The organism is Pseudomonas sp. NBRC 111124 (genome assembly GCF_001320245.1).
In the GTDB taxonomy this organism is placed as follows: domain Bacteria; phylum Pseudomonadota; class Gammaproteobacteria; order Pseudomonadales; family Pseudomonadaceae; genus Aquipseudomonas.
Genome location: NZ_BCBA01000004.1, coordinates 158,077 through 182,912 on the forward strand (window position 1 = coordinate 158,077; position 24,836 = coordinate 182,912).

Annotated in this window: 25 protein-coding genes and 3 pseudogenes; 14 read left to right on the plus strand and 14 right to left on the minus strand. The window is 62.3% G+C overall.

Going from position 1 to position 24,836, the window contains the following annotated elements:
* Window positions 1-136 precede the first annotated feature (136 nt).
* The 3 genes and pseudogenes from APH28_RS02620 to APH28_RS29400 form a co-directional block, all read left to right on the plus strand.
* A complete protein-coding gene (locus tag APH28_RS02620; RefSeq protein WP_060507488.1) occupies window positions 137-883 on the plus strand; it encodes an EAL domain-containing protein in 747 nt (248 codons plus the stop codon).
* Window positions 884-943: 60 nt separating this feature from the next.
* Window positions 944-1,714 (plus strand): annotated as a pseudogene (locus tag APH28_RS29395) (PAS domain-containing protein); the annotation flags it as partial.
* Window positions 1,715-1,825: 111 nt separating this feature from the next.
* Window positions 1,826-2,263 (plus strand): annotated as a pseudogene (locus tag APH28_RS29400) (methyl-accepting chemotaxis protein); the annotation flags it as partial.
* 9 nt (window positions 2,264-2,272) lie between these two features.
* Here APH28_RS29400 and hutH read toward each other — a convergent pair.
* The 4 genes from hutH to APH28_RS02645 form a co-directional block, all read right to left on the minus strand.
* Window positions 2,273-3,796: a histidine ammonia-lyase gene (gene hutH, locus APH28_RS02630; RefSeq protein ID WP_060507490.1), complete on the minus strand. Its 1,524-nt coding sequence runs from the start codon at window positions 3,794-3,796 to the stop codon at window positions 2,273-2,275.
* Window positions 3,797-3,808: 12 nt separating this feature from the next.
* Entirely contained in the window at window positions 3,809-4,642 is an 834-nt protein-coding gene (locus tag APH28_RS02635; protein ID WP_082432246.1) for a glycine betaine/L-proline ABC transporter ATP-binding protein, read from the minus strand.
* Window positions 4,639-5,490 carry a proline/glycine betaine ABC transporter permease gene (locus APH28_RS02640; protein WP_060507491.1) on the minus strand — a complete coding sequence of 284 codons (852 nt, stop codon included), beginning with the start codon at window positions 5,488-5,490 and terminating at the stop codon, window positions 4,639-4,641. The genes APH28_RS02635 and APH28_RS02640 overlap by 4 nt, the downstream gene beginning before the upstream one ends.
* A gap of 75 nt (window positions 5,491-5,565) precedes the next feature.
* Window positions 5,566-6,531, minus strand: coding sequence for an ABC transporter substrate-binding protein (locus tag APH28_RS02645; protein WP_060507492.1), 966 nt, complete (start codon window positions 6,529-6,531; stop codon window positions 5,566-5,568).
* A 100-nt stretch (window positions 6,532-6,631) separates the two neighbouring features.
* Between APH28_RS02645 and APH28_RS02650 the strand changes: the two genes are divergently transcribed.
* The 6 genes from APH28_RS02650 to APH28_RS02675 all read left to right on the plus strand — a co-directional run bounded on the left by APH28_RS02650 (window position 6,632) and on the right by APH28_RS02675 (window position 12,333).
* Window positions 6,632-7,546 carry a LysR family transcriptional regulator gene (locus tag APH28_RS02650; RefSeq protein WP_060507493.1) on the plus strand — a complete coding sequence of 305 codons (915 nt, stop codon included), beginning with the start codon at window positions 6,632-6,634 and terminating at the stop codon, window positions 7,544-7,546.
* A gap of 199 nt (window positions 7,547-7,745) precedes the next feature.
* Window positions 7,746-8,441, plus strand: coding sequence for a 3-oxoacid CoA-transferase subunit A (locus APH28_RS02655; RefSeq protein WP_060507494.1), 696 nt, complete (start codon window positions 7,746-7,748; stop codon window positions 8,439-8,441).
* 8 nt (window positions 8,442-8,449) lie between these two features.
* A complete protein-coding gene (locus tag APH28_RS02660) occupies window positions 8,450-9,091 on the plus strand; it encodes a 3-oxoacid CoA-transferase subunit B (RefSeq protein ID WP_060507495.1) in 642 nt (213 codons plus the stop codon).
* Window positions 9,092-9,371: 280 nt separating this feature from the next.
* Window positions 9,372-10,712 (plus strand): D-serine ammonia-lyase, encoded by a 1,341-nt coding sequence (locus APH28_RS02665; RefSeq protein ID WP_060507518.1) that lies wholly within the window; start codon window positions 9,372-9,374, stop codon window positions 10,710-10,712.
* Window positions 10,709-11,644: a DNA-binding transcriptional regulator DsdC gene (dsdC, locus tag APH28_RS02670; RefSeq protein WP_060507496.1), complete on the plus strand. Its 936-nt coding sequence runs from the start codon at window positions 10,709-10,711 to the stop codon at window positions 11,642-11,644. The genes APH28_RS02665 and dsdC overlap by 4 nt, the downstream gene beginning before the upstream one ends.
* A gap of 458 nt (window positions 11,645-12,102) precedes the next feature.
* Window positions 12,103-12,333 carry a hypothetical protein gene (locus APH28_RS02675; RefSeq protein ID WP_060507497.1) on the plus strand — a complete coding sequence of 77 codons (231 nt, stop codon included), beginning with the start codon at window positions 12,103-12,105 and terminating at the stop codon, window positions 12,331-12,333.
* Window positions 12,334-12,405: 72 nt separating this feature from the next.
* Here APH28_RS02675 and APH28_RS02680 read toward each other — a convergent pair whose 3' ends face one another.
* The 10 genes and pseudogenes from APH28_RS02680 to APH28_RS02725 all read right to left on the minus strand — a co-directional run bounded on the left by APH28_RS02680 (window position 12,406) and on the right by APH28_RS02725 (window position 21,753).
* A complete protein-coding gene (locus APH28_RS02680; protein ID WP_060507498.1) occupies window positions 12,406-13,758 on the minus strand; it encodes a HAMP domain-containing sensor histidine kinase in 1,353 nt (450 codons plus the stop codon).
* Entirely contained in the window at window positions 13,734-14,399 is a 666-nt protein-coding gene (locus APH28_RS02685) for a response regulator (RefSeq protein ID WP_060507499.1), read from the minus strand. Before APH28_RS02685 ends, APH28_RS02680 begins: the two co-directional genes overlap by 25 nt.
* A gap of 79 nt (window positions 14,400-14,478) precedes the next feature.
* Window positions 14,479-14,889 (minus strand): hypothetical protein, encoded by a 411-nt coding sequence (locus tag APH28_RS02690; protein ID WP_060507500.1) that lies wholly within the window; start codon window positions 14,887-14,889, stop codon window positions 14,479-14,481.
* A gap of 16 nt (window positions 14,890-14,905) precedes the next feature.
* Window positions 14,906-15,670, minus strand: a complete 765-nt coding sequence (locus APH28_RS02695) for a hypothetical protein (protein ID WP_060507501.1) — start codon at window positions 15,668-15,670, stop codon at window positions 14,906-14,908.
* Window positions 15,671-15,768: 98 nt separating this feature from the next.
* Entirely contained in the window at window positions 15,769-16,182 is a 414-nt protein-coding gene (gene arfB / locus APH28_RS02700; RefSeq protein WP_060507502.1) for an alternative ribosome rescue aminoacyl-tRNA hydrolase ArfB, read from the minus strand.
* Between the two features lie 98 nt (window positions 16,183-16,280).
* Window positions 16,281-17,522, minus strand: coding sequence for a cytosine deaminase (gene codA, locus APH28_RS02705; protein ID WP_060507503.1), 1,242 nt, complete (start codon window positions 17,520-17,522; stop codon window positions 16,281-16,283).
* A 125-nt stretch (window positions 17,523-17,647) separates the two neighbouring features.
* A pseudogene (locus APH28_RS29405) lies at window positions 17,648-17,899 on the minus strand (PucR family transcriptional regulator ligand-binding domain-containing protein); the annotation flags it as partial.
* Entirely contained in the window at window positions 17,896-19,161 is a 1,266-nt protein-coding gene (gene codB / locus APH28_RS02715; protein WP_060507505.1) for a cytosine permease, read from the minus strand. The pseudogene APH28_RS29405 and the gene codB, both read right to left, overlap by 4 nt.
* Window positions 19,162-19,402: 241 nt before the next feature.
* Window positions 19,403-20,299 (minus strand): DUF2950 domain-containing protein, encoded by an 897-nt coding sequence (locus tag APH28_RS02720; protein WP_060507506.1) that lies wholly within the window; start codon window positions 20,297-20,299, stop codon window positions 19,403-19,405.
* Window positions 20,296-21,753, minus strand: a complete 1,458-nt coding sequence (locus APH28_RS02725) for a DUF3300 domain-containing protein (RefSeq protein ID WP_060507507.1) — start codon at window positions 21,751-21,753, stop codon at window positions 20,296-20,298. Before APH28_RS02725 ends, APH28_RS02720 begins: the two co-directional genes overlap by 4 nt.
* A gap of 240 nt (window positions 21,754-21,993) precedes the next feature.
* Between APH28_RS02725 and APH28_RS02730 the strand changes: the two genes are divergently transcribed.
* The 5 genes from APH28_RS02730 to APH28_RS02750 all read left to right on the plus strand — a co-directional run bounded on the left by APH28_RS02730 (window position 21,994) and on the right by APH28_RS02750 (window position 24,770).
* Window positions 21,994-22,251: a hypothetical protein gene (locus tag APH28_RS02730; RefSeq protein ID WP_060507508.1), complete on the plus strand. Its 258-nt coding sequence runs from the start codon at window positions 21,994-21,996 to the stop codon at window positions 22,249-22,251.
* A 326-nt stretch (window positions 22,252-22,577) separates the two neighbouring features.
* The gene (locus APH28_RS02735) at window positions 22,578-22,829 is read left to right on the plus strand and encodes a hypothetical protein (RefSeq protein WP_060507509.1); all 252 of its coding nucleotides are present in this window, start codon (window positions 22,578-22,580) and stop codon (window positions 22,827-22,829) included.
* Window positions 22,830-22,907: 78 nt separating this feature from the next.
* Window positions 22,908-23,291 carry a VOC family protein gene (locus APH28_RS02740; RefSeq protein WP_060507510.1) on the plus strand — a complete coding sequence of 128 codons (384 nt, stop codon included), beginning with the start codon at window positions 22,908-22,910 and terminating at the stop codon, window positions 23,289-23,291.
* 105 nt (window positions 23,292-23,396) lie between these two features.
* The gene (locus tag APH28_RS02745) at window positions 23,397-24,116 is read left to right on the plus strand and encodes a TorF family putative porin (RefSeq protein WP_060507511.1); all 720 of its coding nucleotides are present in this window, start codon (window positions 23,397-23,399) and stop codon (window positions 24,114-24,116) included.
* A gap of 12 nt (window positions 24,117-24,128) precedes the next feature.
* Window positions 24,129-24,770, plus strand: coding sequence for a cupin domain-containing protein (locus tag APH28_RS02750; RefSeq protein WP_060507512.1), 642 nt, complete (start codon window positions 24,129-24,131; stop codon window positions 24,768-24,770).
* Window positions 24,771-24,836: the final 66 nt, after the last annotated feature.

The following is a 24,836-nucleotide window of genomic DNA, read 5'->3' on the forward strand; positions in this document are numbered from 1 at the left end:
CAAACAGCTTTCTTTGTACAAGTATTGGGGCAATACTGCACCTCGGGGAGCGTGTACGCACCTCCAAGACATCGGCACGGAGCCATACCACCGCCCCACACGAGGTGCCAGCTTGTCTATACAACTCATACCGGTCATGGCTCAGCGGCCCTACGGCTGCCGCAACTGCAAGGACAATCAAGGCTTTGATGTCGACTTCACAATGGCCTTTCAACCGATTGTCAATACATTCGACAACACCGTATTCGCTTATGAATCTCTGGTTCGTGGCAAAGACGGAGCGGGTGCGCAATCCATTCTGGAGAAAGTCAATGAAACGAATAGATACAGCTTCGACCAGGCATGCCGTGTCAAGTCCGTTGAATTAGCAGCAAAGGCCAGTGTTCAAAATTTTTTGAGTATCAATTTTTTACCCAACGCGGTCTATCAAGCAGAAGCCTGCATACGAACCACACTGGAGGCCGCCGAGCAATTCGGTTTCCCGATTGACAGAATCATATTCGAAGTCACTGAAGGCGAGAGCATCACTGACAAATCTCATATCAAGACCATTCTGAGTTCTTACAAGAAGCAGGGTTTTAAAACGGCTATCGATGATTTCGGCGCCGGCTATTCAGGCCTCAACTTACTTGCCGATTTTCAGCCCGACATCATAAAAATCGACATGGACCTCATCCGCGGGATTCAGCACAGCAAAGCCAAAAGAGTGATCACCCATGGGATCGTAACGATAGCCAAGGCGCTCGGCATCGAGGTCATCGCCGAAGGCGTAGAGACCGCTGAAGAATTGACAACACTGCAAGACATTGGCGTCAACTTATTTCAAGGTTATCTTTTTGCAAAGCCAGCGATTGAGGCCCTCCCCCCTGTTAGTTGGCCTTAGCCGCGACATCGATGGCACAGAAGCACCGAGCCCATAATCAAAGCAACATTAGGATAGCTTATGTTTAATACACGATTAAAGCTCGAACTTGAACATGCCTCATCGGCGCTAAGGTATACGGAGGCAAGGGCGCGCGCCATCGATCTGTCCAACCTGATGATGGTACTGACACCGAACGGTATCATCCTCAGCGCCAACCAGAACTTTCTGAATGCGCTGGATTACCGTCAAGACGAACTGATTGGAAAGCATCACAACCTACTTGCCCCCAAGGATGACACCCCTGCAGGCCTGAGCAGCGACCTCTGGACAACGTTACGCAGGGGTGAGCATGTTCGCGATCGGTTTGCGCTCCGTAGTAAAGCGGAAACAAAAGTATGGATGGAAGCGAGCTACAATCCGATTTTCCGTTCAGATGGCGTAGTTGAACAGATCCTGATGCTCGCCACCGTTGTTACAGGCCGAGTAAAAATCGAGCAAGAGCAGCGTAGCGTAATAGACGCCATCGATCGCGCAATGGCCATCGTCTCGTTCGACCTGAACGGGCACCTCATTGAAGCCAATCAAAACTTTTTGCGCACATTCAACTATGAATTAAAAGACATCCAAGGCAAGCATCACCGACTGTTTTGCACGCCGCAGGAAGCGGGCTCGGCTGAATACCACCAATTCTGGACACGGCTGAACGCAGGAGAGTTTTTCTCTGGCCGCTTCCACCGAGTTGACCGGCACGGGAATACCGTCTGGCTGAGCGCTACTTACAACCCCGTCTTTGATACCGAGAACAGGCTTTACAAAATCATCAAGTTTGCCCGCGACATCACACCTCAAGTCAACCATCAACACGCTGAATCAGCGGCTGCCGCGCTGGCTTATGAAATTGCCCACAAAACCGACCGCAACGCTCACAACGGCGCAATTATCGTTCGTCAAACCATCGCCACGGTTCAAGAAATTGCCGATGAGCTTTCACAAGCCGCGGAGCAGATTCAAGCAGTCAGCAGGCAATCCGAAGCCATCAACCGCATCATTCAAACGATACGCGAGGTTGCCGAGCAAACCAACTTATTGGCCCTGAATGCAGCGATTGAAGCGGCCCGAGCGGGAGAGCACGGCAGGGGGTTTTCCGTTGTAGCAGACGAGGTGCGCAAGTTGGCAGTGCGTACCGCTCAAGCGACAACGGAGATCAAGGATGTGGTAAAGCGAAACCATGATCTCTCCCAAGTCGCTGTCCAGGGCATGCAGAAAAGTCTGGGTAAAGCCGGCCTCGGCGTCGAAATGGTAGGCCAAGCGGGACAGGTAATCGAAGACATTCAAAGCGGAGCGCGCCAGGTCGTAGAGGCCGTCAAGCTGTTTAGCAACGCTGTTGAGCACGCATGACAGCCCACGTCACAGCAACCCGGGGAAGGCAGCATCCAGCACCCCCGGTTCCTTCAGGATCGCTGCACTGCTGACGATATCCGGGGCCAGCCACCGGTCCTGCGCATACGCCGGCACCCGTTCGCGCAGCAAGCGCCAGGCAACATCCGTCCCTGCGCCAAAGCGCTGTTCCTTCAGGAACTCGAATGCCTGGGCCGCCAACAGGTACTCGATGGCGAGGATCTGCGTACAGTTCTCCAAGGCGCGGTGCAGCTTCAGCCCGGCATTGGTGCCCATGCTCAAGTGGTCCTCCTGCAGCCCGGAGGTGACGTAGTTGTCGATCACTGCCGGCTGTGCCAGCTGACGGTTTTCCGCACACAGCGAAGCGGCCACATACTGGACGATCATCATCCCCGAGTTCACCCCCGGCTGGCTGACCAGAAAGGCCGGCAAGCCGCTGACCAACGGGTTGATCAGGCGATCGAGACGGCGCTCGGCAATCGCCCCGATCTCGGCCACCGCGATGGCCAGCAAGTCGGCCGCCATGGCCACGGACTGGCCGTGCGGGTTCGCCTGGGAAACCACCCGGTACGACTCGGGTGTACCCAGCAGCATCGGGTTGTCGGTCGTCGAGTTGAGCTCGGTTTCGATTTGCCGCGCCGCATGTGCCAATTGATCGCGCGCGGCGCCATGCACCTGCGGAATCGAGCGAATGCTCAAAGCATCCTGGGTGCGGATGCCATGGCTGTTGGCAATGACTTCGCTGCCGTCGAGCAGGCGGCGCAGGTTGCTACCCACGCGCTGCATGCCGGGGTGCGGTTTCAGCGCGATGATTTCAGGGTCGAAGGCATCGAGCTGGCCACGCAGGGCCTCGAAGCTCATGGCGCCGATCACGTCCGCCCATTGGCTCAAGCGCGTGGCGTCGTCCAGGGCCAGGCAGCTCAGGCCGGTCATGCATGGGGTACCGTTGACCAGGCACAGGCCATCCTTGGCCCCCAGCCTGATCGGCGCCAGGCCAACCTCGGCCAAGGCTTGCCTGGCCGGCACGATCTGGCCGCGATGGCTGACCTGGCCAACGCCCAGCAAGCTGATGCTGATGTGTGCCATGTGGGTCAGGTACCCGACCGACCCCTGCTTCGGCACCTGCGGGGTGATGTGCTGGTTGAGCAAGGTCAGCAGCGTTTCGACCACCTTGCGCTGAAGGCCGGATCGGCCCTGGCTGAAATTGACGATCGCTGCGCACATGATCGCCCGGGTCTGTTCGTCCGACAGGGCTGCACCCACGCCGCAGGCATGGCTGAGCAAGGTGTTGCGCGATAGCTGACTAAGCTGTTCGTCCTGCAGCGAGACATTGCACAAGGCGCCCAGCCCGGTGTTGACGCCATAGGCGCGTTCACCGCTGGCAACGATGCACTGGACAATCGCCTGGGCGTTGTCGATCCGCGCCCAGGCCGATGGGGCCAGCTCAAGCTTCGCCCCATGGCGCGCCACGGCCACCACGTCCTGCCAGCGAATGGGCGCATCGGCGATGATGATTGTTTTGGCTATCGACATACACGCGGTTCCTTATAGCGAAGCTACGCGGCGCTGCACGAAACGATCGACGTATTCGTCCGCAGGCTGGTAGAGGATTTCCTTCGGTGTGCCGACCTGGATCAGGCGACCGTCCTTGAGAATGGCAATTCGGTTGCCGATACGCACCGCTTCGTCCAGGTCGTGGGTGATGAAAACGATGGTCTTGTGCAGGGTCTTTTGCAGCTCCAGCAACTGGTCCTGCATTTCAGCGCGGATCAGCGGATCGAGTGCACTGAAGGCTTCGTCCATCAGGATGATGTCGGTATCGGCCGCCAAGGCACGGGCCAGGCCGACGCGCTGGCGCATGCCGCCCGACAACTGGTGCGGGTAGGATTTCTCGTAACCCTTGAGGCCCACGGTATTGATCCAGTGCAAGGCACGCTCGGTGCACAGGGCCTTGCTCTCGCCGCGGACTTTCAGGCCATAGGCGACGTTGTCCAGCACGGTGCGGTGCGGCAACAGGCCGAAGCTCTGGAATACCATGCTGATCTTGTGCCGGCGGAATTCGCGCAGGGCGTCCATGTCGTATTGCAGGATGTCTTCGCCATCGACCAGGATCTGGCCGCTGGTCGGATCGATCAGGCGGTTGAAGTGGCGCACCAGGGTCGACTTGCCCGAGCCCGACAGCCCCATGATCACGAAAATCTCACCGCTGCCGATGGACAACGAAAGGTCGTTGACCCCGACCACGCAGCCGGTTTCGGCCAGCACCTGGTCCTTGGCCCTGTTCTGGCGGATCAGTTTCAGGGCCTCTTCGGCGCGGGCCCCGAAGATCTTGAACACGTTCTTGACTTCGATCTTGTTCATCATCTGCTTGGCGCTCATTTGCCCACCCCATGCCGTGGCCGGCCATAGGCCTGAGTAATGCGGTCGATCACGACCGCCAGGATCACAATGGCCAGGCCCGCTTCGAGGCCGCGCCCCACATTCAAGGTCTGGATGCCGACCAGCACGTCTTCACCCAGGCCACGGGCGCCGATCATCGAGGCGATGACCACCATCGACAGGGCCATCATGGTGGTCTGGTTGATCCCGGCCATGATGCTCGGCAATGCCAGTGGCAACTGCACGCCGAACAGTTGCTGCAGGCGGTTGGCACCAAAGGCATTGATCGCCTCCATGACCTCGCCATCCACCTGGCGAATGCCCAGGTCGGTCAGCCGGATCAGCGGCGGCGCGGCGTAGATGACGGTGGCGAAGATCGCCGGCACCTTGCCCAGGCCGAACAGCATCAGTACCGGGATCAGGTACACGAAGCTGGGCATGGTCTGCATGATGTCGAGCAGCGGCATCAGCACCGCCCGCAGGCGGTCGTTGCGCGCCGAGAGGATCCCCAGCGGGATGCCGACCAGCACCGATATCAACGTGGCGACCAGCATCAGTGCCAGGGTCTGCATCAGCTTGTCCCAGAGGCCAGCCGCACCCACCAGGAACAGCAAGCCGACGATCACGGCTGTGGTCGCGACCTTGCGGGTGGCGTGCCAGGCGATACCGGCGACGATGGCCAGCATCAGCCACCAGGGAGCTGCGCGCAGCAGGCCTTCAAGATTGACGATGGCCCACAGCAGGGTGTCAGAGATGTGCCGGAACACATCACCGTAGTTGCTGACCAGCGCATCGACCCAGCCATTGACCCAATCGGCAATGGAGAACGTGAGGTTTTTGGGAAACATGGAATTGTCTCGAGCAAGTGCATGGAGCGGACGGTCGTGTGGCTTGCCCGGCAGGCGCCGGACGCGCGCGCAGGATCAGAGTGCCGCGTCGACTTTCTTGGCTGCGTCTTCGCTGACCCAGTTGTGCCAGACCTCGGGGTGCTCCTTGAGGAACAACCTGGCCAGTTCCGGCGACTCGATACGCTCCTTGCTCATGCGCGCCAGGTTCTGGTTCAGCAGATCGATCGGCAGGTTGACCTTTTCCAGCACCGCCACCAGCTCCGGCGCCTGCTCGTGGAAGGCCTTGGACAGCCCCACCTGAATGGTCAGGGATTTATCCACGCCGGGCTCCTCCAGCTTGACCAGGTCGGCCTGGCCCATCAGCGGCGTTGGCGACCAGTAGTAGAACAGGATCGGTTCGCCACGCTTGTAGCTCGACAAGACGGCGGCATCCAGTGCCGGGCCGGTGCCCGGGCGGAAGTTGGTATAGCGGCTCTCCAGACCGTAGCGCTTGAGCATCTCGCTGTTGTCCAGCTCGCAGGTCCAGCCGGCCGGGCAATTGTAGAAGCGCCCCTTGTCCGGTTCTTCCGGGTCCTTGAAGACTTGGGCGTATTGCCCAAGGTCGGCGATCGTCTTCAGGTTCGGTGCCTTGGCTTCGAGTTTGCGTTTGGCATCGCCTTCGATCACATAACGCGGCACGTACCAGCCTTCGACCGCGCCATCGACCGGCGAGCCGACGCCAACGACCTTGCCGGCCGCCGCAGCCTTGTTCCAGACCTCGCTGCGCCCCACCCACTCTTCGGCAAACACCTGGATATCGTTGCTGCTCAAGGCGTTCTCCATGGAGATGGAGTTGCCCGGCAAGCTATCGGTGTCGCAGCCATAGCCATTTTTCAGCACGAACTGCATCACGTCGGTGAGCAGCATCCCGCTTTCCCAGTTCAAACCGGCGAACTTCACCGTTTTGCCAGACTCGCACCACCCGGCCGCCTGGCTGGCGCCCGCAGACGCCAGCAGCCCGAAAGAAAGTGTTGTGGCAAGCAGAGCTTTTGTAATTGTCATTGTGACGCTCCCGAACAAGAACATGTGCACGGGAGAAATATTTCACAACCTCAAGAAAGGAAGAAATAATAAGTCCTGATGCATCACAACGGAAAAAGCTATGAAGTTCACCCTGCGGCAACTGCGCTATGCACTCACAGCGGCCAAGCACGGCAACCTGACGGCTGCCGCCATGGAGCTGCATGTTTCACAACCCTCCATCTCGGCGGCCATCACCGAGCTGGAGGAGGTGCTCGGGCAGTCGATCTTCATACGCCAGCGAGGCCTGGGCATCTCGCTGACGCCATTCGGCCGTACCGTCATGGTCCAGGCCCGCCGCGTGCTGGCCGAGGCTCAGACCTTTGCCGAGATCAATGCCAACGCAGGCGAGTGCGTCGGGGAACTGGTGGTCGGGTGTTTTGAAGACCTGGCGCCCTATTGCCTGCCACAGATCGTGCGACAGCTGCAGGCGTCTTGCCCGAGGGTCACGGTCGACATGCGCGATGGCAGCTTCGATTTTGTTGGCAAACGGCTTGCCGAAGGCGCGATCGAGTTGGCGATCACGTATGACCTGGGGTTACCGCCGAACACGCAATGCACTCAGCTGTGCCAACTGACTGCCCAGGTACTGCTGGCGGCCGATCACCCGCTGGCCAAGGAGCCGCGTGTCAGCCTCAAGGCGCTGGCCGAATACACCCTGGTCGTTACCGATCAAGCGCAAAGCTGGCAGCACGTGCTGGACCTGTTCAGCTTTTACGACCTTTCGCCCGCCGTCGTGCACCGTGTGCGCACCTTTGAGTTGCAACGCAGCCTGGTCGCCAATGGGTTCGGTGTGGCACTGATCTACACCCGGCCCTTTGGTGACCGCAGTTACGACGGCCAGGCGCTGGTGTGCCGGCCGACCGAGGAGAAACTGCCAACCCACAGCATCGTGCTGGCCCATGATCAGCGCTATCCGCTGACGCCTTCGGCTGAAGCGTTCAAGGCCTTGGCGGTCGCGTGGTTCGCGGAACGACCGTCGTTTGCATCCGCCTGAACGCACATCATCCGGGCCGCTCAGAAATCGCACAATAGTTCGGTAATCGCACAAATTCCTCTCCGCCCCCTCTACTGTTGCACGGTATTGCGGCACGCTATAGGCAAGTCAGCACACCACGCCAAGCGCTGAATGGCCCCACCGCGTCAGTACGCGGCCAGGTCGACAATTCAACTCCAGGAAGAACCAGGAGCTCGCTGTGATCAATAAAACGTTTGAGTCCATCGCCAGCGCGGTGGAAGGGATTACCGACGGTTCGACCATCATGGTCGGCGGCTTCGGCACTGCCGGCATGCCATCGGAGCTCATCGATGGGCTGATCGCCACCGGTGCCCGCGACCTGACCATCATCAGCAACAACGCCGGCAACGGCGAGATCGGCCTGGCCGCTCTGCTGATGGCCGGCAGCGTGCGCAAGGTAATCTGCTCCTTCCCCCGCCAATCCGACTCCTACGTGTTCGACGAACTGTACCGCGCCGGCAAGATCGAGCTGGAAGTGGTCCCGCAAGGCAACCTGGCCGAGCGCATCCGCGCCGCAGGTTCAGGCATCGGTGCGTTCTTCTCGCCGACCGGCTACGGCACCCTGCTGGCCGAAGGCAAGGAAACCCGCGAGATCGACGGCCGCCAATACGTGCTGGAAATGCCGCTGCACGCCGACTTCGCACTGATCAAGGCGCACAAGGGTGACCGTTGGGGCAACCTGGTCTACCGCAAGGCCGCGCGCAACTTCGGCCCGATCATGGCCATGGCCGCCAAGACCGCCATCGCCCAGGTCGACCAGATCGTCGAACTCGGTGAACTGGACCCGGAACACATCATCACCCCGGGTATTTTCGTCCAGCGCGTGGTCGCCGTTTCCGGCGCCGCCGCTTCTTCGATCGCCAACGCTGTCTGAGGCCTGCCATGACCATCACCAAAAAGCTCTCCCGCACCGAGATGGCCCAGCGCGTGGCCGCAGACATCCAGGAAGGCGCCTACGTCAACCTGGGCATCGGCGCCCCGACCCTGGTGGCCAACTACCTGGGCGACAAGGAAGTGTTCCTGCACAGCGAGAACGGCCTGCTGGGCATGGGCCCGAGCCCGGCGCCAGGCGAGGAAGACGATGACCTGATCAACGCTGGCAAGCAGCACGTGACCCTGCTCACCGGCGGTGCCTTCTTCCACCATGCCGACTCGTTCTCGATGATGCGTGGCGGCCACCTGGACATCGCCGTACTGGGCGCCTTCCAGGTCTCGGTCAAAGGCGACCTGGCCAACTGGCACACCGGCGCCGAAGGTTCGATCCCCGCCGTGGGCGGCGCGATGGACCTGGCCACCGGCGCCCGCCAGGTGTTCGTAATGATGGACCACCTGACCAAGTCCGGCGAAAGCAAGCTGGTTCCCGAGTGCACCTACCCGCTGACCGGCATCGGTTGCGTCAGCCGTATCTACACCGACCTGGCCGTGCTGGAAGTGACCGCCGATGGCCTGAAAGTGGTCGAGATCTGCGCGGACATCGACTTCGACGAACTGCAGAAGCTCAGTGGCGTGCCGCTGATCAAGTGATCCACGACCCTCCCCAGCGAAAATCCCTTCGCTGACAAGGCGGGCTGCTACAGCGAAGATCCGCTGCAGTGGCCCGCCCGGATAACACCAGCGGCCACCAGGCCGCTATCGGTGCATAGACCCTCCCCCCCTCTGCTCGACCTCCCGAGCCGTCACCTCGTCTGTGCCTCCTCAATGCCATGGATGACATGCGTTCACCTGTGCCTTGAGAAGGGATCGTTTGAGCTGATCAAATCGCTGAGATCTAATGGTTGGAAACCAACAAGAAGCGGGTGAAATCATGGTTCACGGAAAAACCTTGCAAGCCTGGCAACAGAGCCACCCGATCATCGCCGACCTGGTCGCCCTGAAAGAAACCAGCTGGTTCAATCCTGGCATTGCCAAGGCGTCAGATGCGTTGAGCGACGTGGGCCTGACCGCTGCCGATGTGCAGGCCACCAGCGAGCGGCTGCAGAGGTTCGCGCCCTACCTCGCCACCGTATTCCCCGAAACGGCAGCGACTGGCGGGGTTATCGAGTCGCACATCGCCCCGCTGCCGCAGCTTCGCCAACTGCTCGTCGAAGAAGGATCACTGCAGAACGTGGGTAGCCTGTGGCTCAAGGCAGACAGTGACCTGCCCATTTCAGGCTCGATCAAGGCCCGTGGCGGCATCCACGAAGTGCTCAAGCACGCTGAGGACCTGGCCTTGGCAGCCGGCCTGATCACGCCTGCCGATGACTATGCCCTGCTCGCCAGCGAGCAGGCGCGCGCGTTCTTCAGCCAGTACAAGATCGCCGTGGGTTCGACCGGCAACCTGGGTTTGTCGATCGGCATCATGAGCGCGAAGCTGGGCTTCCAGGTGAGCGTGCACATGTCATCCGACGCTAGGCAGTGGAAAAAGGACAAGCTGCGCGCTAACGGCGTAACGGTGGTTGAACACGCCTCGGACTATAGCGTTGCCGTCGAGCAAGGCCGCCAGCAGGCAGCGTCCGATCCCAGCTGCTATTTCGTTGACGACGAGAACTCCCCGCAACTGTTTCTGGGCTATGCCGTCGCCGCCGAGCGCCTGGCTCGACAATTCGACCAGGCCGGCATCCAGGTGGACGCCGATCACCCCTTGTTCGTCTACCTGCCCTGCGGTGTTGGCGGCGGTCCGGGCGGCGTCGCCTTCGGCTTGAAACTGGTCTTCGGCGATGCCGTGCACTGCGTGTTCGCCGAGCCCACCCACTCGCCCTGCATGCTGCTGGGGGTGTACACCGGCCTGCACGACGAAACCAGCGTGCAGGACTTCGGCATCGACAACATCACCGCCGCCGACGGCCTGGCGGTCGGACGACCGTCCGGGTTCGTCGGCAAAGCCATGCAGCGGCTGATCGATGGCTACTACACCGTGACCGACGAAGAACTGTACCGTCTGATGGTGATCGCCTTTGAACAGGACAAGGTCAAGCTGGAACCCTCTGCCTTGGCCGGCGTACCCGGCATGGCGCGGGTGCTGCAGGCCAGCGACTATCTGGCGCGCCTGGGCTACACCCCGGCCCAGCTGCAGCAAGCTACCCACCTGGTCTGGGGAACGGGTGGCAGCATGGTGCCGGACGATGAGTTCAATGCCTACCTGGCGAAAGGACGAAGCCTTCAATGAACAGGCCCGGCAGCGGTACCCCCGTGAAACTCAACGGCTCGCACTTGGGCAGCCTGCATGTGTTTCTGGTGGCCGCACGGCACCTGAGCTTTTCGCGCGCAGCCGATGAGCTGTGCCTGACGGGAAGTGCCGTGAGCCATCGCATTAACCGTCTGGAAGATGAGCTGGGGTTCAAGCTGTTTCATCGCATGCCGCGCAAGGTCAGCCTCACCGAAGACGGCGAGCGTCTGTTCACCGTCATGCAGCGGACCATGGATGAACTCGGCGAGGCCGTGCAGACGCGCGCCCACGCCGAGATCGCCGGCCAGCTGACCTTGTATGTACGCCCGTCCGTAGCACAGTGCTGGCTGGTGCCGCGGCTGGCACAGTTCAGCGCCCGCTACCCGGATATACAGCTGGATATTCGGGTCGGTAACGAGAGCATCGATTACCGCACGCGCAAGATCGACTTGGTCCTGTGCTACTCGGATGGCCACCATCCCGGATTGCAGAGCATCCACTTGATGAATGAGCGGATCGCCCCGGTGTGCTCGCCCTATTACGCAGAAACCCATGTATTGGCAGGCGACCCGCACCCGGTGGATCAGTGCACCGCATTGCATGACGTTGCGGCCTGGGACAACGCCGCATTCGATGCAGAATGGCAGCTCTGGGCCAACAGCACAGGTGCCGTCATCAAACCGCCGCGCCGGTTCCTCACATTCGATCGTTCAGACCTTTGCACGCTCGCTGCGCTGAATCACGCCGGCATTGCCATTGGCCGTGAGCAACTGGTCAGGGAGCGTATTGCGCATGGTGAGCTGGTGCTGCCGTTCGGCGACTTTGTGGATGCTTCCAGCTACGGGTACTACCTGGTCTATCCCCATCACGACCCGATGCCCAGAAGGTTACAGGTATTGATCGACTGGCTTATGGAGTGCGCAGCAAGCTAAGCCTGCGCGCTTTCAACCAGAGCCGGCTTGGTGGCCCCAATAACGCAGGCGCTTGCGAAAGCAGCCTCATGGGGCTAAATTGCCCAAGTCGCCGAAGCATCGGCGATGCGACCTTGGCCGGTCGGAATCGAAAGGCGCAGCAGCGCCCAGTCTTCATCGCAGGCGCTTTTTTTGTGCCCGCGATGTCGCGTTATGGCGGTGGTGCGCGGGACACCTTCGGGTGTGCCGGGCTCCTTTCGTCCCGGTCGGCCAACCCGCGTACTGCTGCCACCCAAACTCGCTTGGCCGCGAGCGGTGGCAGTTCCATAACGAAAGGAACTCATGCATGACCATCAGAAATCCGTTCAGGATCCTCGCATCCGTTCTCCGCCGCCGCCCAGCGCCGGCTCTCAAACCTCATCGCTTTCACCCAATCTGCCACTTGGCTCACCGCACCTCCAAACCAAGGCAGGTGCCCCATGACTGACCAGGAACGCTTATCCACCATCCAGAGCTACGCCTGGACCCTCGAACTGCTTGGCGAAGCCCTGGTCCAGCATGATGAGGTGCTGGAGTGCGAACACAACCCTCACCTGAGCTTTCGCAACACCGCAGGTATCCACCAGGCGATCCGGATCATCAGCCGGCTGGCCAGTGAACAATGCGGGAAGATGATCGATCCCGACGACCTGAGTGATCCAGCCGCTTGATCAAGGAGCTGCCGCCAGCCAAGTGCTGGCGCAGCTGTTGGATTGATATGCTTGCTGGTCATTTTGGGGGGCTCAGTCGACAGCCATCCGCCAGCGCAAGCAAACACGCCAGCCCAACTGCCTGGCCTCATCGGTGTAACCCACCGTCACCTCCCCGCCAGCGCGCTGGACCATGGTACGCACGATCGACAGCCCCAGGCCGGAACCTTCCCCGACGTGCTCACTGCCCCGGTAGAAGGGATCGAACACACGCTCCCAATCTTGCGGAGGAACACCTGGGCCATCATCATGGACATTCAGCACAATCCATTCGGCGTTCTGCTCTACTTGCAGCTCGACATGCCCACCCTCAGGCGCATGGCGGATGGCGTTCTCGACCAGGTTCTTGATCACGGTTCGCAATTCGACTTCCTGCATCGGCAGCTGCGCATCGTCACCTTCCAGGCCGATGTCGAGCTGCTTCTGCTCCGCAAGCGGCATCAGGTCCTCCAGCACCAGGCGGCAGGTTTCATGCAGTGACACCGAGCCTGGCGCCGCCTCGGCCAGTTGTGCGTTGGCCAATGCCAGCAGCTGCTCGATCAGCTTGCGGCTCCGGCCGATACCACGGCGCAGCTTGGCCACTTGCAGTTGAGCACGCGCCGACATGGCTTCCTGTTCAAGCCCCTCCGCCTGCAGCGACAACGCAGTCAGCGGGGTGCGCAGTTCATGGGCCGCATCGGCGACAAAGCGCTTCTGGCCTTCAAGGGTGCGCGAAACACGCCCGAGCAACCGGTTTATCGCCTGGACGAAGGGACGTATTTCAGTGGCCAACGGGTGCACGTCGAGCGGCCGCAGGTCCTGATCGTCGCGGGTATCCAGCATCGCCGCCAAGGTCGAGACCGGCCTGAACAGCTCGCGGATCAGGTTGGCCACCACCAGCAGCAGGATGGGAAAGAGGATTGCAAAGGGCATCAACGCACGCCAGGCGCTGTTGCGCGCATCGCGGTTGCGGCTGTGAATTTCCTGCGCCACGGCAAAGCGCTTGCCGGACGCGTCAGTCCTGACCAACACACGAAAAGGCTCGTTGCCCACCACCACCGTCGACAAGCCATCAGCCACCGAACCCGGAATCGGCAGTGGCAGCTGGCTGTCATCGGCGTGGCTGACGGACTGGCCATCGGCCAGGTACTGGATGACGATGCGGGTCTCTTCATCGTCCGCGTCCGCCGCGTGCGCGGTGCCAGGATAGCGGAACGCCAGGCCCTGGCGCATGTACAAGGCGGCAACCTGGTGCAGGCTGTTGTCTTGCAGCTCGAGCGTTTCATCGTAGGCTGAGAAGTAGCTGAAGGCCCCACTTACGGTCGCCACCAGCAGGATCGCGACGGACAGCGCCACCGACAAGCGCAGTTGCAGCGACTGCCTCAGGCGTGTTTTGAGACCATCCATCCCAGCCCCCTGATATTGCGGATCACGTCCTTGCCCAGCTTGCGCCGCAGCGCATGGATGATGAACTCCACGGCGTTGCTTTCAACCTCGTTGCCCCAGCCGTAGATCCGGTCTTCCAGTTCGCTGCGCGAAAGGATGGCCCCGGGGCGCACCAGCAGGGCCTGAAGCAAAGCGAACTCGCGGTTGGAAAGCTGCACAGGCGGCTGGTCGAGAACGCGCGCGCATTTGCTGACTGGGTCCAGGCTCAGCGTTCCATTGCCCAGTTCCGGCGCCGCGCGCCCGCCCTTGCGGCGCATGACCGCGCGCATCCGGGCCAGCAGCTCGGCCATCTCGAAAGGCTTTTGCAGAAAGTCGTCCGCCCCGCCATCCAGCCCGCACACCCGGTCATCGAGCCCCGAGCGTGCGGTGATGATCAGCAGCGGCACCGGGTTGTCGGCTGCACGCAGTTTTTGCAGCACCTGCAGGCCGTCCTGCCCAGGCAACCCCAGGTCTAGCAGTACCTGGTCGTAGGGCTGGGTACGCAGGGCTGCCTCGGCCGCCAGACCGTCAGCGACCCAATCCACCGCATACCCCTGCGCGCCCAGCGCGTCCTGCAACGCCTGGGCGATCATGCTGTCATCCTCGACCAGTAGCACCCGCATGGCCTTCCCCGAAGTGAACCTGTAGCGGCAACAATAGCCCGAGCGGCCGGGGACCGAAAGCGTATCCCCCCGCCTCGCTTCAGCCCTGCCCCTGCAGGGCGTCGAAGGCTTTCAGCAGGTCGGTCATGGCCGCCTTGCATTCGCCCTGTTGCGGCTGGCTGGCCCGCAGCGCATCCAGCGCATGGTCGATCGCCTTGTCCAGCACATGCCAGTCGCTGGCAGCACGCGGCTTGATGCCGGCCTCGGCGTCGTCCCAGGTCTTCTCCAGGTCCTTGATGCGCGCCTTGGCGCCCGGCAGGTCCTGGGCATCCACCTTGGCGGCGACATCCACGGCAATGGTGCGAAATGCGCTGAGGTCGCCCAGCTTGGTCGGGGCATGGATGCCCGCAGGCTGGGCTGGCTCATCCGGCTTGGAACAGCCTTGGGTGATCAGCAGTGCGCTGGCGACACAGGCGACGGCCAGCGATTTGAGCAGAACGTTGGAAATCATCGGTACTACCTCGCTATCAAGGGGCAAGTCGTTTGGATTGGCCGGCAGCAAACTGGGCCACGCAGACCAGGATGAAAATGACGCAAAGGAAGATCGCACTGGTCCAGGTCGCCCCCATACCGAGGCCACCGTACTCATGGGATTGGGTCAGCAGGTCACCCAGCGAGGCGCCGAGCGGACGGGTGAGGATGTAGGCCACCCAGAACACCAGCACGGTGCTCGCGCCCAGGCTCCAGGCGAGCAGGCAAATGCCGATCAGCGCGGCGAAGATGACGCAGCCGACACTGAAGCCAAGCCCCAGCGCCTCAGTCGCCAGGTCCCCGCCGGCCGTGCCCAGGGCGAAGGTGCACAGGACGGTGGCCCAGTAGAAGCCTTCACGCCGGGTGCTGACGATTTCGCGAATGGACAGGTTGCGTTCGACCGCGTACCAGACTGCGAAATTGATCACCAGCAGCACCGAGAAGAACGCCGTGCTGGCGTACAGGCTGATGTCCAGTTCATCGGTGAGGATGTCGGTGATCTGCGTGCCCAGGATGCTCACCAGCACCACACACAGCCAATAGATCCAGGGTTCGCAGTTGCGCTTGCGCATCTGCAGGGTCAACGCACCGGCCAGCAGCACGGCCATCACCGCACTGGTGATGGCAAGGCCCCAGCCGACGTCGACGGCGAGAAAGTCGGCGAAGGTCTCGCCGACCGTGGTAGACATGATCTTGATGATCCAGAAGGACAGCGTCACTTCCGGTACCTTGTTGAGCCAACCGCTGCTGGCAGTCTTCATCCGGTGTACCTCCTACAGTCCCGTCAGGGTTTCTGCAGCGCAGGTTACGGATGAAAACTTAGGTGAGCCTGAGGGCGCTGCCGAAAGGCCTGGTGAGCCTAGAAGTCCACCTTGCCCCGGCCCGCCTTGACGGTGCTGCGCCTGGCTTTTCCGTCGAGGCGGCGGGTCTTGGAGCCGAGGGTCGGCTTGGTGGGGCGGCGCTTCTTCTCGGTCTTGCCGGCAGTGATGATCAATTCGGCAAGACGCGCCAGGGCGTCTGCGCGGTTCTGCTCCTGGGTGCGGTACTGCTGCGCCTTGATGATCAGCACGCCGTCGCCGGTAATGCGACTGTCGCGCAGTGCCAGCAGCCGCTCCTTGTAGAACTCAGGCAGCGACGAGGCGCGAATGTCGAAACGCAGGTGCACGGCGCTGGACACCTTGTTGACATTCTGCCCGCCGGCACCTTGCGCGCGGATGTAGCTCAGTTCGATTTCGGCATCCGGCAGATGCACGTTGTTGGAGATGGTCAGCATGACACGGCCTTTGTGATTGCCCTCCATTATCTGCGCGTAATGCGGTCGAGTCGATCATCAGACGTACAGCGCCTGGTGCGCGGGCATTTACTGCGTTGTCAGGTAAAGCGTTCGACCTGCGCCGGCGTACGGCGCATCAGCACTTTGCCGTTGCGCACCGACACCAGCGCATGGCCCTGGCTGCGGACCATCTCGTAATCATCCGGCGCCGACAGCAGCAGCAAGTTGGCCGGCCGGCCGACCTCGATGCCATAGCGCTCGCCGAGGTTGAGGGTGCGGGCGCTGTTGTCGGTGATCAGGTCCAGGCTGCGTTGCAAGTCTTCGTAGCCGAGCATGTGGCAGATGTGCAGGCCGGCTTCGAGAATGCGCAGGATGTTGCCGTTGCCCAGCGGGTACCACGGGTCGACGATCGAATCCTGGCCGAAGCACACGTTCATCCCGGCTCGGTCGATTTCGGCCACGCGGGTTAGCCCGCGGCGCTTGGGGTAACCGTCGTAGCGGCCTTGCAGGTGGATGCTTTCGGTGGGGCACGAGACGAAGTTGATGCCCGACATCTTCAGCAGGCGGAACAGCTTGTAGCAGTAGGCGTTGTCGTAGGAGCCCATGGCCACCGTGTGGCTGGCCGTGACCCGCGCGCCCATGCCACGCACCCGCGCCTCTTCGGCCAGCACTTCAAGGAAGCGCGACTGCGGGTCGTCGGTTTCGTCGCAATGCACGTCCACCAGGCAGCCGGTGCGCTCGGCCAGGTCCATCAGGAACTTGATTGACGTCACGCCCTGGTCGCGGGTGTTCTCGAAATGCGGAATGCCGCCGACAACATCGGCGCCCATGGCCACCGCTTCGGTCATCAGCGCCCGGCCATTGGCGTAGGATTCGATGCCCTCTTGGGGGAAAGCCACGATCTGCAGGTCGACCAGATGGCGGACTTCCTCGCGCACCTCGACCATGGCCTTGAGCGCAGTGAGCTTGGGGTCGGTGACGTCGACATGGGTGCGCACGTGCTGGATGCCGTGGTCGACCAGCATGCCGATGGTTTTCTTGGCGCGGGTCTTGATGTCGTCGTGGGTGGTGATTTCCTTGCGCTCGGCCCAGCGTTCGATGCCTTCGAACAAGGTGCCGCTCATGTTCCACTTCGGCTCGCCCGCCGTGAGGGTGGCATCGAGGTGGATGTGCGGTTCGACGAAGGGCGCCACTACCAGGTTCTGCTGGGCGTCCAGGTCATGCGGGCTGGCCAGCGCGGCCACGTCGGCCTGAGCCGTGATGGCGGCGATGCGTTCGCCGTCCAGCTCGATGCGAAACAGGCCGGTCTTGCCACGCAGGCGGGCATTGATGATGTTCATGGCGTTACTCCTTACCTTGGTCTTCGTTCATGCGCCACACCAGCATGGCGACAGAAGCGTTCATGCGATAGAGCGGGTCATCGAGGGATTGCCCGCTCAGCTGTTCGATGCGTTGAATGCATTTGCCCAGGGGTGATCAGCGAACGGTCGACGATGCCTTGCAGCAGGCGCGGCTCATCCAGTGCCAGCTCAAGGTGCCCCGCGCGCTGGCGGGCGGTGACGAACACCAGCTCACCGCCCATCACCCACTCAGCGATACCCTCGTTTTCCGCCACGTAAGGCCAGCGCACCCGCCGCTGCAGGTTGCGTGCGCCAGCACGCACGGTCATCTCCTCCAGACCCGGCAGGTGCAGGATTTCGTCCAGCGCCAGGCTCACGGCTCGACGCCCGCCTGGCCCAGTGCCCGGCGCCGGCCGCTGAGTTCGAGCATGACGATGTAGCACAGGGCCGAGGCGCCAATGCCTACCAGCGGCGCGACCCACGGCGAGGCGTAGGCCAGCACCGCGCCCAGTGCATAGGCCCCCAGCCCCATGAAGTTGTAGCGCGGCAGCTGCGCCGAGGCCAGCGCCGGGTACCTGCCACGGTGGCGGTACCAGAAATCGGCCATGATCACACCGCCCACCGGCGGAATGATCGAGCCCAGCAGCACCAGAAATGGAATGAGCATTTCGTACATGCCACCGATCGCCAGCCCGATGCCCACCGCCGCCGCCGCCAGCGTGGCGGTGCGCCGACGCTCGCTGCGCAGCAGGTGGCAGGCGGCTGCCGAGACGTTGTAGATCGTCGGCCCCTGGATGGTCCAGAGGTTCAGGCAAAGCATCACCACCGCCGCGAACGACAGGCCTTGCAGCATCATCACTTCGACGATGTCGGCCTGCTGGTAGACCATCGCGCACCAGGCCCCGGCCACCACCATCAGGCCGTTGCCAAGCAGAAAGGCGACGATGCTGGCCACCACCGCCACCCGCCCGCTGCGCGACAGCCGGGTCCAGTTGGTGGCCTGGGTAGCGCCGCTGGCGAACGTGCCGAAGACCATGGTCACCGCAGCCGAGAAGGTCATGCTTTCATGGGGCACCACTGCCGCCAGGCCGGCAAAGCCTCCGGCATCGGCGGTAGCGATGTACATCGACACCAGCAGCAGCGCGAACATCAGCGGCACTGACACCCGCGACAGCAAGTCCAGGCCCTTGAAGCCGATGATCGCGGTGATACTGAAGCCCAGGCCGAACAGCACCATCAGCGGCACTGTGTAGCCGCCTGCCAGACCCAGCAGTTTGACCAGCACGATCGCCACGGTCCCGGTGCCCCAGGCGTACCAGCCCAGTTCCGCGAAGCCCAGGATGAAGTCGGAAAGCCGGCTGCCCGCCTCGCCGAAACAGAAGCGCCCCATCAGCACGGTGTTCAGCCCGCTGCGCGAGGCGATGAAGGCCAGGGCAGCGGCATACAACGCCAGCAGCGTATTGCCGATGGCAGCCACCCAGAGCATGTCGACGAAGTTGAAGGCCATGCCCAGCTTGCCACCGGCGAACATGGTGCCGGTGAAGAAGGTAAAGCTGAACAGCACCATGGCAATGGGCAGCAGCCCCTTGCGCGATGACGAGGGGGCTTCGCAAAGCGGGAATTCGGTGGGTGAGCTCATGGCACGGTGCTCCGGGTTGTCGTTGCGACAGCAGGGAGCAATATGCGGGCCGCTTTTGCCAACCGCGAAAAGCGGAGAACTGCGGGCAATCGGCACAACCATCCCTGTTCAACCTGCACACTGTCTAGCGATTCAGCGAAACAGACCTGTGCGCCAAGACCTGTTTTGAGGCGAGCGCGCACCAAAGCGGAACAGCACTGGGTAGTACTCACCCAGACCGCCGCTGGTGCGCGCGCCGCCATCATTCGCTGGCGTTGAGATCCACTTCTTTCCAGCTGTCATCCGGATCGAAGCGCTTCATGGCCTTGGCAATCTTGTCGCCCTGCGGCCCCAGGTCCTTCTCGAACACCTGCCCGTCGTGGCTGATCATGAAGCTCATCACGCCGGTGTCGTCGTATTTCGCTGGCCAGGCGACCAGGGCGAAACCGCGGCTCATCTGGTTGCCGATCAGGTAGCTGTAGGCGCCTCCCGGTGCCGACGGCCCTTGGGCATCGAGGATGCGGAAGTGATAGCCGTACCAGGCATCACCCACCACATCCTTGCCAAACAGCGGCCCCAGCGGGCTGATCTCGCCGCCCGCTTCGTCCTCCCAGAACAAACCGTCATGCTTGCCGGGCGTGCTGAAGATCTGCTGGGCATATTCCAGTGCGCCGTTGCCGTTGCGGTCCTTCGTGGCGTAGTCCATCTGCGCGTCGTGATAGGCCAGCACCGACTGCAATGCGGCCAGTTCATTACGGCCGATACGCCGGGCACGGATTTCAGCACTGCCGGCCTTGAGGTCGAAGCGCCAACCGTTGCTGGCCTTGGTCAAGGGGATGGGCAAGGTCCAGTGTTCAGGGCCCACGGCCAGGATGGCCTTGTTGTCGCCCTGCTTGTCGATCTGGTGCTGGGCCTTGTACTGCTCCAGGAAGGCATCGACGTCACTGCGCTGCACGCCCTCACGCGGAATGTAGGTGCGCCAGTCTTCACCCAGCACCTGGGTCAGACGCGCTTCGTCGGCGTGCTCGACGCCCAGCGCCTGGACGAACGATTCGACCGCTTTCTCAGGCGTCGGGAACACTTCCTGCGCGGCGGCCAGGTTTGCCCAGGCCAGGCCCAGACCGATCAGCAACCCGGCAATGGTTGTCTTGTTGTTCATCGACGGCCACCTCCCCCACCGCGACGCGCCGGCGCACTGGGCCGGGAAATTTGATGCCCCGCTGCACGGGAAGCGTTGGGCCGCTGGGCGAACGACTGGCTGGTACGGCCACGGTTGGCCTGCGCCGTGGTACGCGAAGGCGAGCGCACGCCGTCGAAGGCGTTGTTACGCGCGCGGCCAGCGGTGTTGCTCGGGCGGTTCTGCGCGGCCTGACGGGCCTGGCCTTCACCCTGGCGACGCGGGTTGTCGCGGGTGTTTTCACGCGTGTTGCGTGGTTCTGTGCGGCGGTCGGCGGGGCGTGCGGTGTTGTTGGCACCTTGCATGCGGTTGCCCACGCCGCCTTCGGCGCGTGCCTGGCGTGCACTGTCGCGGGCCTCGCGGTTGCTGGTAGCCGGGCGCTCGATGCCTGCGCGGTCCATCGAACTGCGGGCACGGTCACGGGCCTGGGCGCGCTGGGCATCATCACCGCGGAACGCAGCACGCTGGCTGGCGCCGTCGAGCTGGCGGCCGTACTGCTGGCGGCTGCGGTTGTCGCGGTACGGCACGCCATCGCGGTGTGCAGGGTTGTGCTGCCATTTGTTCTGATTGTTGGTGATGCGGTTATTGCCGTTGATGTTGTTGTAGCGGTTGACGTCGATATCGACATCGCCGTTGTTCCAGTCGCAATCGCCCCACACCGAATCGATGATCGCCACGCCAGCGCCGAACGCCAGCCCGGCCATCAGTGCGGTGCCCGCGTAATACATCGGCGACGGCGGGTAGTACACCGGCGGCGAGGCTGGATAGGCCCAGGTGCCGTAGGTGGTGGTCGGGTTGTAGGTGGGCACGTAGACCACCTGCGGGTCGGCCGGTTGAATAATGATGGTGCTGGTCGAGGAGCTGCTGGCAGGCGCGCTCTGCGAGCCGCCCGAGCTGGCCGGGGCCGCAGCCGGCGCCGCTGCGGGCGCGGCCTGCACCGTGACGTTCTGGTACTGGTTGCTGGTCAGGTTACCGGCCGCCTGGGCCTGATGGCGCAGGCGCTGCACGCCGGCCATCACGTCATCGGGTTGCGCAAGGAAGGCATCGCCCAGGCGCTGGACCCAGACCGGGTCCTGGCCAAGCACCACCAGCACCTGCGGGAACGCCACCAGCGACTGCACGCTTGGGTCCCAGGTCTGCTTGGCCACCTGCTTGACCGCGTCGTCGCCCTGGGCCTTGGGGTTGGCCTTGGACCAGGCTACCGCCTCGGTCACCTCGCCCGGGTAGGTCGACGCCATCAGCACCTGGGCCAGCAGCGGGTCGGGGTACAAGGCAATCGGCGCTAGCATCTGGTCGAGCTGCTCCTGGTTGAACACCGCCTGCCTGGCTTCGGCAGGCGCCGGGTCGGGCGCCGGCAGATCCTCGGCCAGCGCCTGGCTGGCAACACCGTTAAGGCACAACACTACCGACAAGACGCATAACAATGGCATGCGCATCGCAGTTCCCCATCTGGCCATACCGCGTGAAATGAGTGGATTGCAAACCGGGCAGTCGCTGCCGTGCGGTAAGGGTAGCAAAGGCGCCGTTTTCGACCACTTTTGTGTCTTTGATTTCAACGCACTAATGGCAACTAGGCTTACTGCCTTTAAATCTAAATCGCCTATCGAAACCGGGCTGTACTTAAGCTTCTGTTAGCCCTTCGGGACAATAAACCAACCCAGCAGGAGGCCTGAACCATGGCAACTTCAAGAGCCTGTCGTTTTTGCGTGGCTATGCTGTTGTGCGCCACCACGTTACAGGGTTGGGCGGCGGTTACCGACCGCGCCGAGCGGCGCCAGCAAGCACGCGAAGTGCGCCAGGAAACCCGCCAGGGGGCGCGGCAGACCAAACAGGACTGCCGCCACGCCGACCAGAAGAGCAACGCCCGTTGCCGCCAGGACAAGCGCCACACCAAGCAGCAGGGGCGCGAACGCGCAAGGGATATCAAGTATTGAGGCCTAGGTGGGGGCTGTTCGAAGAAGCGCCACCAGCGTAGACCCCTTGACGAAAATTCCTACCCCATGGGTTACGGCGGTCGAAAAATCAGGCGACAACATCATGACGGATGCTAAATCAACGAATGCGGGAAAACCCGAGTGTGAGTCAAGTGTCATCGGCAGCAGTACGCATGACGGCAGCGTCACTATTTAGCAAGCATCCAGGCGGAGGACTCGCAGCAACCTCAATAGTCACTATCGACAACACCAATTTCTACCCATCGCCAGCAATCAATAACCTAGCTCCATCGATTCCCACCGCCCGAATCCTGGAGCTACCCCCGATGAACACCACGGCCCGCCTGCTGCTCGCTGCCCTCTCCGCCACCGCGATCGCCGTGCTCACCGGGTGCGCCAGCCACCCCGAGCTGCGCTCCTACACCGCCGAGGAAACCCGCCAGTTGCAACTCGAATCCATCCAGCGCCAAGGCCTGTCGCTGGACGAGTACGAACTGCGCAAGCGCGTCATCGAGCGCTCTGCCAGCCCGCAGGTGATCACCGAGGTTGCCGAAGGTCTGCCTGCCATCAAAGGCTGAGTTGAAAGGCCGACTCAGCGCACTATCATGGCTCAGGCCGGACTGATCGCCTTCAGTCCTTGTCACCGAGGCTGGCCAATGATCGATCACCTGGACCATCTGGTCCTCACCACCACCGATGTCGAAGCCTGCACCGATTTCTACACCCGCGTGCTGGGCATGCAGCTGGAAACCTTCGGCAACAACCGCCTGGCGCTGCGCTACGGCAATCAGAAAATCAACATCCACGTCCGCGGCCATGAGTTCGAGCCCAAGGCGCATCTGCCGGTACCGGGCGCGCTGGACCTGTGCTTCATCAGCAAGGTCGCGCTGGAACAGGTAATCGCTCACCTGCAGAAGGTGCAATGGCCAATCATCGAAGGTCCCGTTGCGCGCACTGGCGCAACCGGCCCGATCCGCTCGGTGTACGTACGTGACCCCGACCTGAACCTGATCGAAATCGCCGAACCGCTCGGGGCATGAACTGCCTTGGACCAATGGTCGAGTAACGGCCGCCGCCGGTAGCCCTGCGGCAACCAACGCAGGTATCCTCGACCGCTCAAGAGCAAGCCTTCCAGGACGGTGACCATGACCAGGCCCCTTCTGCTGCTGACTGCGGCCCTTCTCTCGAGCCCGGCACTGCACGCGCAACAGATCCAGCGGCAACTGGGCAATTTTGACTTTAAGCTCGGTACCACGCCCTCGCGCAGCATGGCCCAGGGGCTGATCTCACCGAGCGCGACAGGCGCCTTCCACGGCGGCCTCGACCTCAGCCACCCCAGCGGCTGGTACGTCGGGCAGTATGCGCCGAGCATGGGCGTGACGCCCGACTCCACCCTGCGCCTGGACAGCTACACCGGCTACAAGCACCGCTTCGACAGTACCCTGGGCTACGAAGTGGGACTGATCCACTACAGCCAGCCGAACATCGCCGGCCCCGACAGCTACGCCCTGTACGGCGGCGTCTCAGTGCTGGGCAGCCGCTTTGGCGGTGCCTGGCGCGACAACCCGGACAACCGCACCGGCACGCTGTTCGCTGACTTCGGCCAGTTGCCGCTGGTCGATGTCGACCTCACCGTGAAGCTCGCCCACCACCGCCTGGGCACGCCCTTCACTATTGGCGACGGCAGCCAGATCAGCGGGTTTTCTGACTGGTCGCTGGAGCTGTCGCGGCCATGGCTGGGCATCGACCTGAACCTGATCTACAGTAACTCCGACCTCAGCGGCAGTGGCTGTGACGCCTATGCTGGCATCAACACCTATTGCGAAAGCATGGTCACCATCAAAGCCCAACGCAGCTTCTTCTAACGTAGCCTCAGCATGCTCCCGGACCGCCTGAACGCCGATCTGACCCAACCCGCCATCATGCACGGTGCGGCCCTGCCTTGGCTGGCCAGCCCGCTGCCCGGCGTCGAGCGCCGGCCGCTGTTTCGCATCGGTGGCGAAAAGGCGCGCGCCACCAGCTTGGTGCGTTATGCCCCCGGCAGCCATTTCAGCGCCCACCAGCATCCCGCCGGCGAAGAGTTTCTGGTCCTGGAGGGAGTGTTCGAAGATGAGCGCGGCCAATACCCCGCGGGCAGCTATGTGCGTAATCCGCCCGGTAGCGCTCACGCGCCAAGGTCTGCCGAGGGCTGCACTATCTTCGTCCGCTTGCAGCAATTTCACCCCGAAGACCGCGAGCAGATCTGCACCCGGCTAGCGGATCACGGCGACCAACTGCTGTTTGCGAACGCCCATGAACACGTTCACCTCAAGCAGCTGCCCGCCAATGCGACACTCCAGCTGGACAACCCGCGGGGCTTGGAATGCTTGGTCTTGCAGGGCAGCCTGGACGGCGCGGACTTCAGCCTCGCGCCATTGAGCTGGATGCGCCTGCCGGTCGGCACACCCTTGCAGGCCACCGCCGGCCATGAGGGCGCGCGCCTTTGGTTCAAGGAAGCAGCACCCACCCTGGGCCTGTGATCAAGTTCGATAGCACGTAGCGCATTCAAGTCTGTTCTTGCTTTTGCTCTGCTTTTGCTTCTTAGC

Bases quoted from the DNA above. Each gene is read 5' to 3' on its own strand.
- APH28_RS02660 (WP_060507495.1), top strand. From the start codon at position 8,450: ATGACCATCACCAAAAAGCTCTCCCGCACCGAGATGGCCCAGCGCGTG.
- APH28_RS02650 (WP_060507493.1), top strand. From the start codon at position 6,632: ATGAAGTTCACCCTGCGGCAACTGCGCTATGCACTCACAGCGGCCAAG.
- APH28_RS02695 (WP_060507501.1), bottom strand. From the start codon at position 15,670: ATGAAGACTGCCAGCAGCGGTTGGCTCAACAAGGTACCGGAAGTGACG.
- APH28_RS02735 (WP_060507509.1), top strand. From the start codon at position 22,578: ATGAACACCACGGCCCGCCTGCTGCTCGCTGCCCTCTCCGCCACCGCG.
- APH28_RS02720 (WP_060507506.1), bottom strand. From the start codon at position 20,299: ATGAACAACAAGACAACCATTGCCGGGTTGCTGATCGGTCTGGGCCTG.
- APH28_RS02685 (WP_060507499.1), bottom strand. From the start codon at position 14,399: ATGCGGGTGCTACTGGTCGAGGATGACAGCATGATCGCCCAGGCGTTG.
- APH28_RS02750 (WP_060507512.1), top strand. From the start codon at position 24,129: ATGCTCCCGGACCGCCTGAACGCCGATCTGACCCAACCCGCCATCATG.
- APH28_RS02665 (WP_060507518.1), top strand. From the start codon at position 9,372: ATGGTTCACGGAAAAACCTTGCAAGCCTGGCAACAGAGCCACCCGATC.
- APH28_RS02640 (WP_060507491.1), bottom strand. From the start codon at position 5,490: ATGTTTCCCAAAAACCTCACGTTCTCCATTGCCGATTGGGTCAATGGC.
- APH28_RS02680 (WP_060507498.1), bottom strand. From the start codon at position 13,758: ATGGATGGTCTCAAAACACGCCTGAGGCAGTCGCTGCAACTGCGCTTG.
- APH28_RS02730 (WP_060507508.1), top strand. From the start codon at position 21,994: ATGGCAACTTCAAGAGCCTGTCGTTTTTGCGTGGCTATGCTGTTGTGC.
- APH28_RS02635 (WP_082432246.1), bottom strand. From the start codon at position 4,642: ATGAGCGCCAAGCAGATGATGAACAAGATCGAAGTCAAGAACGTGTTC.
- APH28_RS02690 (WP_060507500.1), bottom strand. From the start codon at position 14,889: ATGATTTCCAACGTTCTGCTCAAATCGCTGGCCGTCGCCTGTGTCGCC.
- APH28_RS02645 (WP_060507492.1), bottom strand. From the start codon at position 6,531: ATGACAATTACAAAAGCTCTGCTTGCCACAACACTTTCTTTCGGGCTG.
- dsdC (WP_060507496.1), top strand. From the start codon at position 10,709: ATGAACAGGCCCGGCAGCGGTACCCCCGTGAAACTCAACGGCTCGCAC.
- arfB (WP_060507502.1), bottom strand. From the start codon at position 16,182: ATGCTGACCATCTCCAACAACGTGCATCTGCCGGATGCCGAAATCGAA.
- APH28_RS02675 (WP_060507497.1), top strand. From the start codon at position 12,103: ATGACTGACCAGGAACGCTTATCCACCATCCAGAGCTACGCCTGGACC.
- codA (WP_060507503.1), bottom strand. From the start codon at position 17,522: ATGAACATCATCAATGCCCGCCTGCGTGGCAAGACCGGCCTGTTTCGC.
- APH28_RS02725 (WP_060507507.1), bottom strand. From the start codon at position 21,753: ATGCGCATGCCATTGTTATGCGTCTTGTCGGTAGTGTTGTGCCTTAAC.
- APH28_RS02740 (WP_060507510.1), top strand. From the start codon at position 22,908: ATGATCGATCACCTGGACCATCTGGTCCTCACCACCACCGATGTCGAA.
- APH28_RS02745 (WP_060507511.1), top strand. From the start codon at position 23,397: ATGACCAGGCCCCTTCTGCTGCTGACTGCGGCCCTTCTCTCGAGCCCG.
- codB (WP_060507505.1), bottom strand. From the start codon at position 19,161: ATGAGCTCACCCACCGAATTCCCGCTTTGCGAAGCCCCCTCGTCATCG.
- hutH (WP_060507490.1), bottom strand. From the start codon at position 3,796: ATGTCGATAGCCAAAACAATCATCATCGCCGATGCGCCCATTCGCTGG.
- APH28_RS02620 (WP_060507488.1), top strand. From the start codon at position 137: ATGGCTCAGCGGCCCTACGGCTGCCGCAACTGCAAGGACAATCAAGGC.